The following is a 17,639-nucleotide window of genomic DNA, read 5'->3' on the forward strand; positions in this document are numbered from 1 at the left end:
CCCCCCCCCCCCCCCCCCCCCCCCCCCCCCCCCCCGCACCGGTTGGGTCGTCGGTCTGTCGACGGCCTGGAGGCTCGACCCGCCTCCGCCCCGCACCGCACGTCTCCCAGGAAGCCAGTTCCCCCTTGCAGAAGCGCACCCTCTGGACCACCGTCGGCATCGCCGCTGCGGCCGTCGTCGCCGCCGGCGCGCTCGCCGTCCCGCTGCTCGGGGGCACGAGCCCGTCGCCCGCCGCGCACCCGTCGGCCTCGGCATCCGCCACGGCTGCTACGCCCGCGGTGCCGTCCGTCAGCGCGCAGGCCCTCGCCGCGCTGCCCGAGGCGCAGTACTCCGCCGTCGTCGCCGGGCTGATGCCCTTCGCGCAGACGGTCACGAGCGACACCGTCTTCCACCTGCGCGCCGACGCCCCACTGTTCGGCTCGGACCGACACACCCCCGTCGCCCGGTTCGCCGCGACGGACTTCCTGCAGCAGCCGAGCACCGTCGTGGGGCTCCGCCGACAGGGAGCATGGGAGCTCGTCCTGACACCCGCGCGCCAGCAGCTGCCGTCTGCCGCGGGCTCGTCCGGGGCGGCCGCGCAGACCTCGGCGTGGGTACCGGTCGCCGCGCTCGAGCCTGCCGCGACCCCGACGTCCCGCGTCGTCATCTCGACCAAGGACCAGCACGTGTCGATCGTGTCCGCCTCGGGCGCCGTGCAGCAGTCGTTCTCGGCCGGGGTCGGCACCACGGACACCCCGACACCGACCGGCGTGACGGGCTACCTGGAGCAGCGCTACGTCGACGCGTCCCAGGGCACCGGCGAGCACCCGATCCAGCTGACCTCACTGCACTCGAGTGTCGCGGACGAACCGTACGGCGGGCACGACGGCGGGCTGATCGGCATGCACTGGAACGCCGCCACCGCGGGGGCGATCTCGCACGGGTGCGTCCGGCTCGACGCCGATGCCGTCGCAGCGATCAACGCCCTGCCGCTCGGCACCCTGGTGACGGTCGAGTAGCTGCGGGTCGTCGCGGCGGTCTGGGCGACGCCCGCCGCCCAGACCGCCGAGTCTCGGCTCCGCGGACAGTTCGCGCCGTCCGGGCGCCGCAGGATGTCCGGTGGGGCGAGACTCGGCGTGCGCAGGTGTGGGCGGCCGGGGGCGGTGGGCCAGGCGGGTCAGCGCTTGTGGGCGACCGCGAAGACGCGGCGGAAGGGGAACACCGTGCCGTGTCGGCCTCGCGGGTACGCCCGGCGCAGCTGTTCGGCGTACGCGGCCTCGAACGCGCGGGTCAGCTCGCCGCTCGGCTCGGCCGCGTCGAGCGCAGCCAGTGCCGGGCGGAGTCCGGTGCCGCGGACCCACGTGAGGACCGGGTCCTCGCCGGGCAGCAGCTGCATGTACGTGGTCTCCCACGCGGTGGCCGCGAAGCCGTTGTCCTCGAACAGCTCGAGGTAGCCAGGAGCATCGAGCACGGGGTCGGCGCGCAGGACCCCGTCGAGCGCGGACGCCCACGGGCCCTCGGCGGCGACCGACCGCATCAGCGCATGTGACGGGGAGTCGAAGTTGCCCGGGACCTGCATCGCGAACCACGAGCCCTGGCGCATCGCGGCGAGCCACCCGGGCAGCAGCGACGTGTGTGACGGGACCCACTGCAGCGCGGCATTGGTGACCACGACGTCGTCCTCCGCGGTGGGAGACCAGTCCTCGATGGCACGGAGCTCGAACGACAGGTTCGGGTGCGTGGCGGCGAGGGCCGCAGCGTCCGACAACATCTCGCTCGAGGAGTCCATCCCGACCACGCGAGCCGACGGCCATCGCTCGGCCAGGGTGGCGGTGAGCGCCCCGGGACCGCAGCCCAGGTCGACGACGCGACCAGGGGCCTCCAGTCCGATCTGGGCGACCAGGTCGTGGAACGGGCGCGACCGCTCGTCCTGGAACGCGGCGTACCGCGTCGGGTCCCAGCGCACGGCTACATCTCCACTTCGATGGGTTCCGTGCGCACGAGCTCGTGCACGCCGGAGATGACCTCGCTGGGACGGAACGGGTAGCGGTCGATCTCGGCCTGGTCGCTGATGCCCGTCATGACCAGGACGGTGTGCAGCCCGGCCTCGATGCCGGCCTGCACGTCGGTGTCCATCCGGTCGCCGATCATGCCCGTGTTCTCGGAGTGCGCCCCGATGCGGTTCATCGCCGAGCGGAACATCATCGGGTTCGGCTTGCCGACCACGTAGGGCTGCTTGCCCGTGGCCTTCTCGATCATCGCGGCGATCGCCCCCGTGGCGGGCAGGACGCCCTCGGCGCTCGGACCCGTCGCGTCCGGGTTCGTGACGATGAAGCGGGCGCCGTCGCGGATCAGGCGGACGGCCTTGGTGATCGCCTCGAACGAGTAGTTGCGGGTCTCGCCGACGACGACGTAGTCGGGGGCCGTCTCGGTCATGATGAAGCCGGCCTCGTGCAGGGCCGTCGTCATGCCGGCCTCGCCGATCACGAACGCCGATCCGCCGGGCATCTGCGACTTGCAGAAGTCGGCCGTGGCCAGCGCGCTCGTCCAGATGCGGTCCTCGGGCACGTCGATGCCGGACCAGCGCAAGCGGGCGCTCAGGTCGCGCGGCGTGAAGATCGAGTTGTTGGTCAGGACCAGGAACTCGGTACCTTCGTCGAGCCACTGCTGGATGAGTTCCGGAGCGCCGGGGAGGGCCTGGTTCTCGTGCACGAGCACGCCGTCCATGTCCGTCAGCCAGCACTCGACCTCGTCGCGGGATGCCATGCGGTCAGACTAGTCGGCGCGCCTCGGGGCACCCGGGAACACCGAGCACCGGTAGGGTTTTTGCGGGACACGTACCGGAAGCAGGAGGCCCCGTGCTCGTCGAACCGAACACCGCCGACGATGCGGCCGTGGCGGTTGCCGCTACTGGCGCCGCGCCCCGACGCCGGGGACGGCCCAACTCGCTCTCGCGCGAGCAGGTGATCGAGGCAGCGACCACGATCGCCAACGAGGACGGGCTCGACCGCCTGTCCTTCCGCGCGCTCGGCATGCGACTCGGCGTCGCACCGATGACCGTGCACCGGACGATCGGCGGCCTGGACGACCTGCACGCCGAGCTCGTGCGCAAGACCGTCGACGAGTTCACCGCCACCTTCGTGTGGCCCACCGACTGGCAGGACGTCGTCCGGACCTTCGCGAGGACCTTCCGCGACCTGATGGTCACCCACCCGCTCGTGCTCGAGTCACACAGCCAGCGCGCGCCGCTCGTGTCGTCGGAGTCCGACGCGGTGGTCGCCAAGGTCGTCGGGGCACTGCGCGACGGCGGGCTCGACGACGTCGAGGCGATGTACACGTTCTTCGTCGTGTACGACTTCGTGGTCGGGCACGCCGGCGTGCTGGTCGGCCGTGGGGACTCCGAGGCCGGGCGGCCCGAGCGGCACGCGCTGGTGGGGGAGATCCTCGGCACGCACTCGTACGACACCCGGTTCGAGCTGGGGCTGGACATCCTGCTGGCGGGCATCGAGGCACGGCTGCCGCAGGCCTCCTGACGTGGCGGTGGGTGTGGTCGTGCTCGGAGGCGCTGACCTGACCTCGATGACACCGTTCGGTTGACCTTCTGTCCGACCGTCTGGCAGAGTGTGGAACATCACACGTCAGGAGGAGCGATGCGGCAGCGAACGGGGCGGCAGACCGAGGTCGTGGTCGCCGGCGGGGTGCTCGGGTTCGTGGCCGGGGTCGTCGTGGACCTGGCGCTCGTGGCGTGGGCGTTCAGCGCAGCGTTCCGCGGCGATCCGCTCGTGCGGCTCGGCACGATGCTCCGGACGATCGAGGGGCACGGCTCGGTCACGGTGGTGAGCGGCGCGGGCATGGTCCTGGCACCGCTCGTCGTCGGGGTGATCGGAGCGCTCGCCGGCTTCCTGCTCAGCGGCAGGCCGAGGGCGTCACCGTGAGCGCCCTACGCTGGACCGGTGACCGACCAGCCCCAGCCGTCGCAGCCGTCGCCGCCGGCACAACCGTCGCTGCCCGAGCCCTCGCACGAGCGCACGACGAACGGCGTCGGACCGCACCCCCGGCCCTGGCCCGACGATGCCCGACTCGACACCGAGTTGCTCGAGCACGGCGACACCCGCAACGTGCTGGACCACTACCGGTACTGGTCGATGGAGGCCATCGTCGCCGACCTCGACACCCGCCGGCACGGGTTCGACGTGGCGATCGAGAACTGGCAGCACGACCTGAACATCGGTTCGATCGTCCGCAGCGCCAACGCGTTCCTGGCCGGCACCGTGCACATCATCGGGCGCCGGCGCTGGAACCGCCGCGGAGCGATGGTCACCGACCGCTACCAGCACGTGCGGAACCACCCCGACGTCGACGCGTTCCTGCAGGCCATGCGTGACGAGGGCCGTCCGGTCATCGCGATCGACAACACCCCGGGTGCGACGATGCTCGAGTCGACCGAGCTGCCCGAGCGCTGCGTGTTCCTGTTCGGACAAGAGGGGCCGGGCCTGACCGACGAAGCCGTCGCCGGCGCGGACGCGCACCTGGAGATCGCGCAGTACGGGTCGACGCGCAGCATCAACGCCTCGGCTGCCGCTGCGATCGTGATGCACAGCTGGATCGTCCAGCACGCAGCGCCCCCGCCTCCGTCGTCGTGAGCCGAGCCGACCCGAGCGTGAGCCGAGCCGAGCCGAGCCGAGCCGAGCCGAGAGTGAGCCGGGCTGACGCACCGGGGCCGAGCCGGGCCTCCAGGCCGCGTCAGCGCGTGGCGGTCGTGCGCCGCGCGACCAGCCGCGGCTCGACCAGGTACTCCTGCGCGACCACGGACGGGTCCGCGATCCGCGCGAGCAGTCGCTCGCCCGCCCCACGGCCGATCTCCACCGACCGGTCGTCGATGCTCGTCAGGCCCACGTAGCGCGTCGCTGCCACCGGGGTGTCGTCGTAGCCGATGACGGAGACGTCCTCGGGAACGCGCAGCCCGCGCTCGGTCAATGCGGACATGGCGCCCAGTGCCATCACGTCGTTCGCTGCGAACAGCGCGGTGACGTCCGGGTGCTCCTGGAACAGGGTGCGTGCAGCGTGCAGGCCCGCGTCCTCCGTCAGCTCGCCCGGGAGGATCGTGGTCACGACCGTCGCGTCGGTCCCGCTGTCCGCCACGCCGGCCTCGAACCCCGCGCGACGTTCCAGGGACGCGGCCGAGCCCGCCCCGACGAAGCCGAGCGTGCGGTGGCCCAGGCTCAGCAGGTGGTCGGCGGCCATGCGGCCTCCGGCACGGTCGTCGTTCGCGACGGTGTCGGCGCGGGGGATCGACACGCGGCCGCCGGCGATGACGAGCGGCATGGACGCGGGGATCGCCAGGTCGGTGTCGGGCTCGCCAGCGATGACGATGCCCTCGACGCGCATCGACAGGAAGCCCTCGACGGGTGAGGCGTCGAGCCCCGTGTTGAGGAACCGGTCGGCCACGACGAGCCGGTGCCCCTGGTCCTGCAGCGACTCGCGCAGGCCCGTCAGCAGGTCGACGAACCACTGGTTGCGGAAGTCGTCGAGCACCACGCCGATCGTGCGACTGCGGGTGCCGGCGAGCGAGACGGCCGCGGTCGAGGGGCGGTAGTCGAGCTCTTGGATGGCCTGCAGCACTGCGGCCCGGCGTTGCTCGCTCACCCGGGGGGAGCGCTGCAGCACGAGGGACACGAGCGACTTCGACACCCCCGCGCGGGCAGCGACGTCGTAGATCGTCGCGGGTTTCGCGTCAGGCATCGTCGGCATCGACCTCCAGCTCGTCCCTCGATGCTATCGGTGCCTCGCTGGAGTCTTCGTGAGGGAGCGTCGCGTCCCGCGCGCACGCTCGCGCCGCGCGGCTTCGCACCCCGTTGCAGACATCGCGCCCCGCGGGAACGGAGCGCGATGTTCGCCACGGGGTGCGATCCGCGGATCGCGAGCGGAGCGCGGCGGAGCGCGGCCGCGCGCGCTACCCGATCAGGCTCGGGCGCAGGTCGCGCAGCGTGCGGGCGCGGCCCTGACGGGAGGCCACCACGAAGCTGACCAGCAGCGCGCCGAGCATCCAGCACGCCAGCACGCCAGCGTCCGACCACGCGGCGCCCATCGACCCGCCGTACATCGTCTGCCGGAGCGCATCGACGGAGTACGTCATCGGCAGGGCGAAGTGCAGCGCTGCCAACGGCCCGGGCAGCGTCTGCCAGGGGAAGGTGCCACCCGCCGTGACGAGCTGCACGAGCATGAGCACCAGGCCGAGGAACTGTCCGACCGACCCGAGCAGCACGTTGAGCGCCATCAGGATCGCCGCGAACGTCGCCGAGGCCAGCACCATCACGCCGATCGTCGCGACGGGCAGCTGCACACCCAGGTCGAGGGCGAACCGCACGATGAAGAACAGCGCCACCATCTGCACGATCCCGAGCACCACGGGCGTGAGCCACCCGCCCAGGACGATCGACAGCGGCTTCCGCACGGCGGTGATCGCCCGCTTCGAGATCGGCTTGAGGATGAGGAACAGCGCGTACATGCCGATCCAGGCTGCCAGCGAGATGAAGAACGGTGCCAGGCCGGCGCCGTAGTTGTCCGCCGCCGCGACGTTGTCGTCGCCGACCTTGACCGGGTCGGAGATCACCGACGCCTGGTCGTTGCGCTGCGATGCCGTCGATGCGGGGATCTTCGTGCGGCCCTGGTCGAGCTGGTCGGCGAGCTTCGTGGAGCCGTCCTTCAGCGTGTGCAGCCCGGACGCCAGCGAGTCGGCACCCGAGGACGCCGTCGTGGCTCCGGTCGACAACTGCGCCGCCCCGTCGGACAGCTTCGGTGCGGCAGCGGCCAGCTTGGACGTGCCGGCTGCGACCTGCGACGCACCGCTCGACAGCGTGGACGCCCCCGAGGCCGCCGACGCGATCCCGTTCGACAGCTTCGGTGCAGCGCCCGCGAGCTCGTCGGTCCCGGCGACGAGCCGGTCGGAGCCGTCAGACAGCTGCTGGATGCCGGACGTCAGTTGCGGGGCCTTGGTGGCGAGCTGCGATGCGCCGGCGGCGACCTGCGCGCTGGCGCCCCGCAACGAGCTGAGCCCGTTCGAGACCTGTGTCGCGCCCGTGCCCAGCTGGGCACTCGATGCCTGCAGGGTGTCGAGTGAAGCGAGCAGCTGGGTCTTCTGCGCCGGTGTCAGAACGGTCGACGTCTCGACGACCGGCTTCAGGCTCGAGACCAGCGTCGGCGACTCTGCAGCGAGCTGCTGGACACCGGCGATGAGCGGCGCGGCTCCGTCAGCCAGGTCCGCGTTCCCCGTGGCCACGGCGGCCGCCCCGGTGGCGAGCTCCTGGGACTGCGCTGGCAGGGTCGCCGTCTCGTCGCGGGCGTCGTGCAGGCCGCTCTGCAGTTGCTTCGCGCCACCGTTGAGCTGCGCCGTCTGCGCCGGCAACGCCGCCGTCTGGTCGGCCGCGGACTGCAACCCGCTCGACAACGACGACGCCCCGGAAGCGACCTGCTGCGCCCCGTTGTTCAGCTTCGTGGTCTGCGCCGGCAGCGACGCCGTACCCGACGCCAGCGACGCCGCGCCCGAGGCGAGGGCCGCGTTGCCGGACGCCAGCTGGTCCGCTCCCGACGACGCCGAGGCTGCGCCGGACGCCAGCTGCCCAGCACCGTCGACCGCGTCGCCCAGACTGTCGCGCACGTCGGCCAGCCCGACCAGCAGGGTCTTGGCGGCCTGCTTGCCGACCTGCTCGGCGACGGCGGTGCGCATGGTCTTGCCCGCCTGCTCGGCGATGGTCGATGCCAGGTACGAGTTGGTGTCGGCCGTGGTCATCACGAGTTCGGCGCGCTTCGGGTCGTCCGACTGCGCGGACACCAGCGACTCCGAGAAGTCGTGCGGGATCGTCACGACGAAGTCGTACGTGCCGTTGCGCACCCCGGAGCGGGCGTCCGCCGCGGTGGTCTCCTTCCACGCGAAGTCGGCACCGTCGATCGCACGGTCTGCGACGTCGGTGCCGTAGTCCACGCGCTTGCCGTCGAGGGTCGCGCCGGCGTCCTGGTTGACGATCGCCGCGGGCACCTTGTCGAGCGCCGCGTACGGGTCGCGGTTGGCCCACAGGTACGCGCCGCCGTACAGCAGCGGCACGATCATCAGGGCGAGGAACGCCAGCCGGGCGAGCGGGGTGGCGGTGAGGCGCGCGAGTTCGGCGCGGACGAGCGAGGTGGTGGTCACGAGCGGTTCTCCACAGGAGCGGTCTGGAGGCGCGGGGCGTCTCCGTCGGGAAGGGTCGCGTCGTCGGGACCGGGGGTTTCGGGGCTGCCCTCGGCGGGCAGGTCGTCGTGCGGCACCGGGATGGTCGCCAGCAGCCGCTCGGCGGTCTCGGCCGCGGCCTTCGAGGTGACCAGCAGCACGGTGATGCCGCGCGCGGCGACGTCACGGACGACGGCGAACCAGCTGTCGACCGCACCGCCGTGGCGCTCGGGCGCGGTGATGACGAGCGCGGTCACGCCGTCCCGCAGCAGGGCGAGTTCGACGAGCAGCCGGACCCGCACGGCGGTTGGGACGCGCTGCACGGCCGTGTCGGCGTACGTGGTCATGCCGAGTTCGTCGAGCACGGTGTCGACGTGCTGGCGCGAGGGGCGCTGCCCGGCGAACGCGAGTTCTTCGCGCACGATGCGCCGGAGTGTCATCACGGGGAAGGGTTCGGCGACGCCCGGGGTGTCGACGAGGGCCACGGTGCGACGCATGACCGCGGGGTCCTCATGGCCGTCGAGCAGCACCCGTCCGTGTTCGGCGTGCATCCGCCCGCCGGCGACGAGCGACGCCAGCACCGGGGCCTGTTCGGTCTCGACGGCGACGATGCCCGGGCGGTACGGACCGGCCACGGCGGACACGCGGGGGAGTGCCGCGCCCGGTTCGTCCCCGATGCCGGCGTCCTGGATCTCGATGGTGGTCACGCGTGGGCCTCCGTGGGGGTGGTGGTTTCGGCGGGTTCGCTGAGCAGTGCGGTGCGCCAGTCGATGCCCGCGATGCCGAGCGCCGACACGACGACCATGCGCCGGCCGTCGTGGTCCGAGGTGCCCGACCGGGTGGCCTCGTCGAGGACGGCGATGCACGCATCCTCGACCAGGCGGCCGAGCGAGTCGGCGGAGACGTCGTTGCGCATCGAGCCGTCGGCGATCCCGAGCGCGCAGGCGTCCCGCACCTGGGCCCGCAGCGACGCGAACACCTGCGCCACGGACTCGCTGTACGGGCTGCTGACGGCGATGCGCGCCATCGAACGGACGTGGGACACCTCGGACCACAGGGTGACGGCGATGGCCGCGATACGCGCTGCCGGGGGCAGGTCGCGCAGGTCGGACGGTGTCGGCATCGCTCCCGCCACGCGGGCGGCGCCGGCCGTGACGACGGCGCGGACCAGGTCGTCGCGCGACGGGAAGTGTCCGTAGACCGCACGGCGGGACAGCCCGGCGGCGGTCGCGATGGACTCGAGCGAGGCGTCCGGATCCCGCTGCAGCACGGTCTTCGCGGCGTCGATCAGCGCCGCGCGGTTCTCGGTCGCGTCGCGCCGCGGGGCGCGGGTCGAGGGCTCGGGAGTGGTCACGCACCCCATCGTACTAACGTGCACACTGCTGTGCAAGATCAGAGGTTCGGGGTACCCCTGTTCAGGGGACGTCCCCCGAAGTGCCGACTCCCCCGCCTGAGTGGAAGCACATAGCTTCGGGGCAATTCCCCAGCAACACGGACGGAGCTCCAAGTGCCCCCAGTGACCCGTGCAACACCGAACGAACCCGAGAACCCGAGGACCCCGAACACCCGCCGCTTCACCCGCGTCGCGACCGCCCTGGTGGCAGCCGGCGCCCTGGCCTGCGGCGGACTCGCCGTCGGTGGAGCAGCCGTCGCAGCACCGACCGGCCTGTCGTCGGCGGACCTGAAGCTCGCGCAGCCCCTGCGTGACGCCAAGCCGCAGAGCACGATCGCGGCCTTCGTTCGGACGACGGGCGAAGGCGCCCTCGCCGTGGACGCGAAGGCCAAGGGCGGCGACCTGACGAAGTCGACGACCCAGTCGAGCGCCGCGAAGCAGCGGGTGTCGGCCATCACGTCGACGACCGACCAGGTCACGGCCGCGGTGCAGTCGGCCGACGGCGACGCGACCGAGCTGTACACGACCGAGTACACCGTCCCCGGTGTCGCCGTCGTGGCGGACGTCGCAGCACTCCGCAAGGTCGCGGAGCGCTCCGACGTCGCGAGCGTCATCCCGCTTACCCCGAAGAAGATCGTCCAGCCGACGGTCAACGACAGCACCACCGCGGCCCCGAGCGGCGTCGACCCCGACCTGGTCAAGCCGGGCGCGGACGGCGTCACCCCGAAGAACGCGGCCAGCGACGTCTACACGCGGGCCCTCGACGCCTGGCAGCAGACCGGCCACACCGGCAAGGGCGTCAACGTCGCCGTGCTGGACACCGGCCTGGACTACACGCAGGCCGACTTCGGTGGACCGGGCACCGCGGACGCCTACGCCGCAGCGCTGGCGAACACGGGCGCTCCGGCAGCGGGCTCGTACGACCCGCAGAAGTTCCTGGGCGGCTACGACTTCGCCGGCCCCACGTACAACGCCGACCCGTCGAGCCCCGACTACGACCCGACCCCGGCACCGGACGACAACCCCATCGACGGCAAGGGCGGCGACCACGGCACGCACGTGTCGGGCACCATCGCCGGCTACGGGCTCGACGCCGACAAGAAGACCTTCCAGGGCAACTACAAGAAGCTCACGACGCAGACCGTGCAGGACATGTGGATCGGCCCGGGCACCGCGCCCGAGGCCGGCCTGTACGCGCTCAAGGTCTTCGGCGACAACGGCGGCTCGACCGACGTCACGGGCGCTGCGCTCGACTGGGTCGGCCAGGCGCTGACCGAGGGCAAGGACATCAACGTCCTGAACCTGTCGCTCGGCTCGGACTACGGCGCACCGGACGATCCCGACAACGCGAAGATCGACGCGCTCACCGCCCGCGGTGTCCTGCCCGTGATCGCCTCGGGCAACGCCGACGACTTCACCGACATCGGTGGCTCGCCGGGGAACGCCGAGGGTGCCCTGACGGTCGCCGCGAGCGCCACCGGCCAGAGCCTGTACGACGGCGTCCAGGCGACCGCTCCGGCGGACGTCGCGAAGACCTACCGCGCGCAGTACTCGCAGAACTACCAGGGCACGCTGCCCGTCGAGGGCGACGTCGTCGTCCCGACCAGCAACGTCGACGGGTGCGCGGCGTTCAGCGCCGAGGACGCGGCGGCGATCGCGGGCAAGGTGGTCTGGCTCAAGTGGACCGACGCGCAGCTGGAGTGCGGCTCCGGCGTGCGCTTCACCAACGTGCAGGCAGCCGGCGGTGTCGGCGTCCTGCTCGCCGGGACGATCAACACCTTCGACTCCGGCATCGCGGGCAACGCCACCATCCCGGGTGCCGAGCTGACCCGTGACAGTGCTGCGAGCCTCCAGTCCGCTGCCCAGGCCGGGACCCTGCACGTGCGGTTCGCCGACGAGCTGAAGGGCTTCCAGCTCGCGACCGACGCCGACGCCGTGAACACGCTCGCGTCGTTCACCAGCCGCGGCGTGCACGGTTCGTTCGACGACATCGTCAAGCCGGACATCGCCGGTCCCGGGGTCAACGTGATCTCGGCGGCCAACGGCACCGGTGACGGCCGCATGTCGATGAGCGGCACCTCGATGGCGACCCCGGACGTGGCCGGCATCGCCGCGCTGACGTTCGAGTCGCACCCGACGTGGTCCGCTCCGGACGTCAAGGCGACGCTCATGAACACCGCCACGCACGACGTGCGCGACGGTGACGGCAACGCGACGCTGCTGCGCCAGGGCACCGGCCGGGTCGACGCGCTGCAGGCGGTCACCGCCGGCACCACGGTGCGCAGCGTCGAGAACGACCAGCTCGTGACGGCGTCGTTCGGTGTCGTCGAGGTCGCCTCGCCGACCACCGAGAAGCGCACCCTGCAGATCGAGAACACCGACGGCCGGCCGCACACGTACGACGTGGCGTACCAGTCGCGGGTCGCCCAGACGGGCGTCGCATTCACGGTCGACAAGCAGCGCGTCACGGTCGTCCCGCACGGCACCGCCACCGTCACGCTGACGATGACGATCGCCGACCCGACCAAGCTCACCCGCACGATCGACCCCACGCAGGAGTCGGTCCAGCAGGGCTACGAGCGGGAGTTCGTCGCCGCGGCCACCGGCCTGGTGACCTTCACCCCGACCGACAGCAAGCTGAACCCGCTGCGACTGGCGACCTACGCCGCTCCCAAGGCGGTCAGCGCGGTGCACGGTGGGGACGTCACCTTCGCTGCCGACACGACGAGCGCCGACGTGACCCTGACGGGCCGCGGCGTGACCGGAGCCCTGGTGGCACCGTTCGTGCTCGGTGGGACGGACCCGCAGGAGTCGTTCGCGGACGGCTCGGCGAAGCAGTCGCTGCAGGCCGCTGACGTCCTCGCCTTCGGAGCCAGTGCGGCCGACGGCACGCTGGCGTTCGGGGTGCAGACGGCCGGTCCGGACGCCGACCCCGGCGCCGTGACCAACGTCGAGGTGCTCATCGACGCCGACCGTGACGGCACGCCGGACTACCTGGTGTACGACGCCAAGTCGGCCGCGGTGGACGCCACGTTCGCGACGACGATCGACCTGGCCACCGGTGAGACGCTCGACGCCCAGCCGCTGAACGGTGGGGCGCCCGGACAGGACGTCAACACGTTCGACAGCGCGGTGAAGGTGCTGACCGTGTCGCAGGACGCGATCGGTGTCACGGGAGCGTTCGACTACTCGGTGCTGACCGAGTCGGCGTACGCCCCGGCACGCGCCACGGACGGCTCGTCCGTGGTGGACGAGACGGGCACGGCGACGTTCGACCCGTCCGCCCCGTCGCTGTCCTTCGCCCAGGGCGGCACCGCCGGCGTGCTGTTCTCCGACGCCGGATCGCTGCAGGTGACCCGCGCCGCCGACACCACGTCGACGCCGCGCATCCTGCTGCTGCACCTGCACAACGCGGTCGGCGACCAGGCGGACACGCTCGGGACCTCGGTCGCGCAGCCCGTCCTGGCCCTCCGTCCGGGCAGCGCGGTCACGGTGTCGGGCTCTCCGCTGGTCGGCAAGAAGCTGACCGCGCAGCACGGTGACTGGAACGCCCGCGGTGTGACGTACTCGTACCAGTGGCTCCGTGACGGCAAGGCGGTCAAGGGTGCCGACGGCAAGGGGTACAAGCTCGGCTCCTCGGACGTCGGCCACCGCTTCCAGGTGACGGTCACGGCAACGGCGAAGGGCTACCAGACCGGCTCCGCCACCTCCGCGAAGACCGCGAAGGTCACCCGCCGCTAGTCGCGCGGCACGCTCCGGAAGACGCCGGGTCCCGTTCGGGATCCGGCGTCTTCTGTCCTTCTGCGCGGCGCTGTGTGCGGTGAGCGGACAAGTAGTTAGACAAACTAGTGAAACGCTGCCACGGTGGTCCCATGCGACCGCAGAACGACCTCTCCCAGCTCCGCACGAACCCGATCGAGTGGCGTCGGCGCGGACTGACCCCGCCGGACGTGATCCAGGCCATGGTCGAGGAACGTCTGGCGCAGCCGGGCCACAGCCAGCTGGTGGGTGACCCCAGCTACGCGGACTTCTTCCGCGGCTGAGTGACGCTCGTCACCATCTGACGGACGGGAGGCCAGCAGATGGCCGTCCGATAGACTCGGGTGGACCACCGACCAACGGTCGCGTGCGGTCCTCCGCCAACGTGAGGAGAACCAGATGCCCGCAGCAGTCATCATCGGCGCCCAGTGGGGCGACGAGGGCAAGGGGAAGGCCACCGACCTGCTCGGCAGCCGCATCGACTACGTCGTCAAGTTCAACGGCGGCAACAACGCCGGGCACACGGTCGTCGTCGGGGGCGAGAAGTACGCGCTGCACCTGCTGCCCTCCGGCATCCTCACGCCGGGCGTCACCCCGGTCATCGGCAACGGCGTCGTCGTCGACATCGAGGTGCTGTTCCAAGAACTCGACGCGCTCAAGGCCCGCGGCGTCGACGTCTCCAAGCTGCGCGTGTCGGCGAACGCCCACGTCATCACGCACTACCACCGCACCATCGACAAGGTGACCGAGCGGTTCCTGGGCAAGCGCCAGATCGGCACCACCGGCCGCGGCATCGGTCCGACCTACGCCGACAAGATCAACCGCGTCGGCATCCGCATCCAGGACATCTTCGACGAGAACATCCTGCGGCAGAAGGTCGAAGCCGCCCTCGACCAGAAGAACCACCTGCTGGTCAAGGTCTTCAACCGCCGCGCCATCGACGTGGACGAGGTCGTGGAGTCGCTGCTGTCGTTCGCGGACCGCCTGCGCCCGATGGTCGCCGACACCGCGCTCGAGATCCACCAGGCGCTCGAGCGGGGCGACACCGTCCTGTTCGAGGCCGGCCAGGCCACGATGCTCGACGTCGACCACGGCACCTACCCGTTCGTGACCTCGTCGTCCGCCACCGCGGGCGGGGCAGCCACCGGCTCGGGCATCGGCCCGGGCAAGCTCGAGCGCATCATCGGCATCGTCAAGGCGTACACGACGCGTGTCGGCGCCGGTCCGTTCCCGACCGAGCTGTTCGACGCGTCGGGCGAGTTCCTGCGCGCCAACGGGTTCGAGTTCGGCACCACGACCGGGCGTCCGCGGCGCTGCGGCTGGTACGACGCCCCGATCGCCCGGTACACGGCGCGCATCAACGGCGTGACCGACTTCGTGCTCACCAAGCTCGACGTGCTGACCGGGCTCGAGACCATCCCCGTGTGTGTTGCGTACGAGGTCGACGGGCAGCGGGTCGACGAGGTGCCGGTCAACCAGTCCGACTTCCACCACGCCAAGCCGATCTACCAGGAGTTCCCCGGCTGGACCGAGGACATCACGGGCGCCCGGTCGTTCGAGGACCTGCCGCAGAACGCCCAGGACTACGTGCTGGCCGTCGAGGCGATGTCGGGCGCACGGATCTCGGCGATCGGTGTCGGCCCCGGGCGCGACGCGATCGTCGTCCGGCACGACCTGCTGGGGTCGTGAGCGTGCGGATCCTGTTCGTCTGCAGCGGCAACATCTGCCGGTCGCCGCTCGGGGCCCAGGTCCTGCGTGCGCGCCTGGGTGCGGCGGCACCGTCGTTCGTCGTCGAGTCGGCGGGCACGATCGCCGACGACGGGGCAGCGATGGACGGCGCCGCGGCCGAGCAGTCCGTGCGGCTCGGCGGCGACCCGTCGGCGCACGCGTCGCGCTACCTGACGCCGGCGATCGTCGACGGCGCCGACCTGGTGCTGACGGCGGAGCGCTCGCACCGTGCCGCGGCGGTGCAGCTCGCGCCGCGGGCCTCGAAGCGGACGTTCACGATCAAGCAGTTCGCGCGGGTGCTCGAGGGGCTCGAGCCCGGCGACCTGGCCGACGTCACGACGCCCCAGTCACTCGTGGAACGCGTCGCCCGGCTGCGTGGCACGGTGCCGCCGCCGGCCGACCCCGCGGACGACGACGTCGACGACCCCTACCGTCGTTCCACGGCGACGCACGAGCGGGTCGCCGACGAGATCGACCGGGCGCTGACGATCATCGCGGACGCACTGCGCGCCGTCGCCTGAGCCTGCCGGCCGGCCGCTGCTGACAGTGTCGTTCTGCGCAGTCCGGTGGGGGACATGTACCCCGATCCGGACGCCGTTCCCCCGCGGAATGCGGGCCCGGCGCGAACAGGCGGTGAACGGGAGCCGTGAATCCACGGGGCTGCATGGCGGGCACCGTGGTCGACGCCCTAAGTTCGGGGTACCGCACGACGTACCCCGAACCGCGACAGGAGCACGGCCATGAGCACCACCACGACCCAGCGCGAACTCACCCTCGACACCGAGACGGTGGACACCATCGCCGTGCTCGACGCCGTGGCCACCACCAGCACCCGTGCGGCCCGCGCGAAGCTCACCTGGACGCAGGAGTCCGACGGTGAGTGGATCGCCAACTACGGCGGGTACTTCGGTGGTTCGGTCGACAAGCTCGGCGGCCGCTACGTCGCCTCGGACACGTTCGGCATGGTCGTCGGGGACTTCGGTTCGCTCGAGGACGCCCAGACCAACCTGGCGGAGCGCCTGCACGTCATGCTGCCGCCGGTCATCCGCTCCGTCGACTAGAGCGCGTCCCGCGCGTCCCGCGCGTCCCGCGCGCTGCGGCGCGGGGGTGGTGCGGCGCTCCGCGCCTGGTGCGCGCTTGTTGCCCCGCACGGGGCCGTGAACCTCGCACATTCCGGGCTGGAGGCCGTGCTCGCGTCGCGCGCCGGGCCTCCCGTCGTGTGGTGGGCGGTACCAGCGCGCACCGTGCGCTGCGGCGCAGGGGTGGTGCCGCGCTGCGCGCCTGGTGCGCGCTTGTTGCCCCGCACGGGGCGATGAAGCTCGCACGTTCCGGGCTGGAGGCCGTGCTCGCGTCGTGCGCCGGGCCTCCCGTCGTGTGGTGGGCGGCACCAGCGCGCACCGTGCGCGGTTGGTGGGTGGTGCGGCGCTGCGCGCCTGGTGCGCGCTTGTAGCCCCGCACGGTGCGGTGAAGCTCGCACGTTCCGGGCTGGAGGCCGTGCTCGCGTCGCGCGCCGGGCCTCCCGTCGTGTGGTGGGCGGCGCCAGCGCGCACCGTGCGCGGTTGGGGGGTGGTGCGGCGCTCCGCGCCTGGTGCGCGCTTGTTGCCCCGCACGGACCCGGCAACCTCGCGCCGAGCGCAAGCCCGGCCGGCCGCGCGCCGGCCGCACCCGCTCACGCCGTCAGGTGCGCGCCGAGGAACGCGATGTGCGCCGGAGCCAGACGGCGCCAGTAGCCGTGGGTGTGGCCTCCCGGCTCGAAGCCACCCGCCGGCCGGTGCCCGGCCGCGAACCCGGCCACGTACGAGCGCACGGCCGGCTCGAAGCCGTCGCCCGTCCCGCAGTCCACCCGCACCGCCACTCCCTGCAGTCGCGTCTGTCGCCCCAGGACCGTGTTCCGCTGGAAGTCGGCCGCGTCGTCGAACGCGCCCCGGGCCGTGTCGCCGGCGGACCTCCACAGCGCCGGACTCAGCGCGGACGCCACCCGCACCCGCCCGGAGCCGAGCGCTCCCGCCAGGTACAGCGCGCCGTACCCGCCCATCGAGTAGCCCGTGAAGCCCAGGCGGTCGACGTCGAGCCCCTGGTCGCGCAGCAGCGGCAGGAACTCGTCGACCACCATGCCGGCCGGGTCCTCGCCGTCCGCGCGCCGGTGCCAGTACCGGTTGCCGCCGTCCACGGCCGCGATGGCGAACGGTGCACCGCCGCGGTGGATGTGCTGCGCCAGGAACCGGTCGAAGCCGAGCGAGCTGCTCGTGAACTCGCGGTGGTCGTCGCCGTACCCGTGCAGCGCCACCACCACGGGCAGCGGGTGCTCGGACGGCGGCGCGGTGATGCTCCAGCCCACCGTCCGGCCATGGCGCGCGTGCGAGACGAACGACCCCCAGGTGGTCGGTGTCGGCGTGACGTCCGGCACCGTGCCGTCCGTGCCGTCCAGGCCCAGGACACGGAACATCGTCGAACGCCCCGGCACGACGCGCAGGTCGACCGCGGCGACGGTGGCGCCGCCGAGAGCGACGGCACCGGCGCCGGCGAGCAGGGCGCGTCGGGTCAGCGAGGTGGGCACAGCTCATCTTGACGAGC

The 17,639-nt window shown here is 72.1% G+C and carries 16 protein-coding genes; 9 read left to right on the top strand and 7 right to left on the bottom strand.

What is annotated here, in order from left to right:
- Positions 1-125 precede the first annotated feature (125 nt).
- Positions 126-998, top strand: coding sequence for a L,D-transpeptidase (locus tag MT346_RS08060; protein WP_243562327.1), 873 nt, complete (start codon positions 126-128; stop codon positions 996-998).
- A gap of 158 nt (positions 999-1,156) precedes the next feature.
- Here MT346_RS08060 and MT346_RS08065 read toward each other — a convergent pair whose 3' ends face one another.
- Together MT346_RS08065 and MT346_RS08070 are read right to left on the bottom strand one after the other, a co-directional pair.
- On the bottom strand, positions 1,157-1,945 hold the full coding sequence (locus MT346_RS08065; RefSeq protein WP_243562329.1) for a methyltransferase domain-containing protein: 789 nt from the start codon (positions 1,943-1,945) through the stop codon (positions 1,157-1,159).
- Positions 1,946-1,947: 2 nt separating this feature from the next.
- Positions 1,948-2,745, bottom strand: coding sequence for an HAD-IIA family hydrolase (locus tag MT346_RS08070; protein WP_243562331.1), 798 nt, complete (start codon positions 2,743-2,745; stop codon positions 1,948-1,950).
- A gap of 92 nt (positions 2,746-2,837) precedes the next feature.
- Here MT346_RS08070 and MT346_RS08075 point away from each other — a divergent pair, with 92 nt between their 5' ends.
- The 3 genes from MT346_RS08075 (at position 2,838) to MT346_RS08085 (ending at position 4,622) form a co-directional block, all read left to right on the top strand.
- Positions 2,838-3,512 carry a TetR/AcrR family transcriptional regulator C-terminal domain-containing protein gene (locus MT346_RS08075; RefSeq protein WP_243562332.1) on the top strand — a complete coding sequence of 225 codons (675 nt, stop codon included), beginning with the start codon at positions 2,838-2,840 and terminating at the stop codon, positions 3,510-3,512.
- A 117-nt stretch (positions 3,513-3,629) separates the two neighbouring features.
- Positions 3,630-3,914: a hypothetical protein gene (locus MT346_RS08080; RefSeq protein ID WP_243562334.1), complete on the top strand. Its 285-nt coding sequence runs from the start codon at positions 3,630-3,632 to the stop codon at positions 3,912-3,914.
- Between the two features lie 18 nt (positions 3,915-3,932).
- Complete coding sequence (locus MT346_RS08085; protein ID WP_243562336.1) at positions 3,933-4,622, top strand: TrmH family RNA methyltransferase; 690 nt, start codon at positions 3,933-3,935, stop codon at positions 4,620-4,622.
- A 100-nt stretch (positions 4,623-4,722) separates the two neighbouring features.
- Here MT346_RS08085 and MT346_RS08090 read toward each other — a convergent pair whose 3' ends face one another.
- The 4 genes from MT346_RS08090 to MT346_RS08105 all read right to left on the bottom strand — a co-directional run bounded on the left by MT346_RS08090 (position 4,723) and on the right by MT346_RS08105 (position 9,539).
- A complete protein-coding gene (locus MT346_RS08090; protein ID WP_243562337.1) occupies positions 4,723-5,721 on the bottom strand; it encodes a LacI family DNA-binding transcriptional regulator in 999 nt (332 codons plus the stop codon).
- A gap of 211 nt (positions 5,722-5,932) precedes the next feature.
- Positions 5,933-8,167: a YhgE/Pip domain-containing protein gene (locus MT346_RS08095; RefSeq protein ID WP_243562339.1), complete on the bottom strand. Its 2,235-nt coding sequence runs from the start codon at positions 8,165-8,167 to the stop codon at positions 5,933-5,935.
- Positions 8,164-8,892: a hypothetical protein gene (locus MT346_RS08100; RefSeq protein WP_243562341.1), complete on the bottom strand. Its 729-nt coding sequence runs from the start codon at positions 8,890-8,892 to the stop codon at positions 8,164-8,166. Before MT346_RS08100 ends, MT346_RS08095 begins: the two co-directional genes overlap by 4 nt.
- A complete protein-coding gene (locus MT346_RS08105) occupies positions 8,889-9,539 on the bottom strand; it encodes a TetR/AcrR family transcriptional regulator (protein WP_243562342.1) in 651 nt (216 codons plus the stop codon). Before MT346_RS08105 ends, MT346_RS08100 begins: the two co-directional genes overlap by 4 nt.
- Before the next feature lie 153 nt (positions 9,540-9,692).
- Here MT346_RS08105 and MT346_RS08110 point away from each other — a divergent pair, with 153 nt between their 5' ends.
- The 5 genes from MT346_RS08110 (at position 9,693) to MT346_RS08130 (ending at position 16,126) form a co-directional block, all read left to right on the top strand.
- Positions 9,693-13,319, top strand: a complete 3,627-nt coding sequence (locus tag MT346_RS08110; RefSeq protein ID WP_243562344.1) for a S8 family serine peptidase — start codon at positions 9,693-9,695, stop codon at positions 13,317-13,319.
- A gap of 131 nt (positions 13,320-13,450) precedes the next feature.
- On the top strand, positions 13,451-13,621 hold the full coding sequence (locus MT346_RS08115; RefSeq protein WP_243562346.1) for a hypothetical protein: 171 nt from the start codon (positions 13,451-13,453) through the stop codon (positions 13,619-13,621).
- Positions 13,622-13,736: 115 nt separating this feature from the next.
- Positions 13,737-15,026, top strand: coding sequence for an adenylosuccinate synthase (locus MT346_RS08120; RefSeq protein WP_243562348.1), 1,290 nt, complete (start codon positions 13,737-13,739; stop codon positions 15,024-15,026).
- Complete coding sequence (locus MT346_RS08125; protein ID WP_243562350.1) at positions 15,023-15,586, top strand: low molecular weight phosphatase family protein; 564 nt, start codon at positions 15,023-15,025, stop codon at positions 15,584-15,586. Before MT346_RS08120 ends, MT346_RS08125 begins: the two co-directional genes overlap by 4 nt.
- Before the next feature lie 219 nt (positions 15,587-15,805).
- Positions 15,806-16,126: a hypothetical protein gene (locus MT346_RS08130; RefSeq protein WP_243562352.1), complete on the top strand. Its 321-nt coding sequence runs from the start codon at positions 15,806-15,808 to the stop codon at positions 16,124-16,126.
- 608 nt (positions 16,127-16,734) lie between these two features.
- On the opposite strand, the gene MT346_RS08135 is transcribed toward MT346_RS08130, so the two are convergent.
- Positions 16,735-17,622 (bottom strand): alpha/beta hydrolase family protein, encoded by an 888-nt coding sequence (locus MT346_RS08135; RefSeq protein ID WP_243562353.1) that lies wholly within the window; start codon positions 17,620-17,622, stop codon positions 16,735-16,737.
- Between the last annotated feature and the right edge of the window lie 17 nt (positions 17,623-17,639).

Origin of the sequence: Curtobacterium sp. VKM Ac-2922, assembly GCF_022815645.1 — a bacterium.
Taxonomy (GTDB): Bacteria; Actinomycetota; Actinomycetes; order Actinomycetales; family Microbacteriaceae; genus Curtobacterium.

Bases quoted from the DNA above. Each gene is read 5' to 3' on its own strand.
- MT346_RS08070 (WP_243562331.1), bottom strand. From the start codon at position 2,745: ATGGCATCCCGCGACGAGGTCGAGTGCTGGCTGACGGACATGGACGGC.
- MT346_RS08080 (WP_243562334.1), top strand. From the start codon at position 3,630: ATGCGGCAGCGAACGGGGCGGCAGACCGAGGTCGTGGTCGCCGGCGGG.
- MT346_RS08130 (WP_243562352.1), top strand. From the start codon at position 15,806: ATGAGCACCACCACGACCCAGCGCGAACTCACCCTCGACACCGAGACG.
- MT346_RS08120 (WP_243562348.1), top strand. From the start codon at position 13,737: ATGCCCGCAGCAGTCATCATCGGCGCCCAGTGGGGCGACGAGGGCAAG.
- MT346_RS08090 (WP_243562337.1), bottom strand. From the start codon at position 5,721: ATGCCTGACGCGAAACCCGCGACGATCTACGACGTCGCTGCCCGCGCG.
- MT346_RS08115 (WP_243562346.1), top strand. From the start codon at position 13,451: ATGCGACCGCAGAACGACCTCTCCCAGCTCCGCACGAACCCGATCGAG.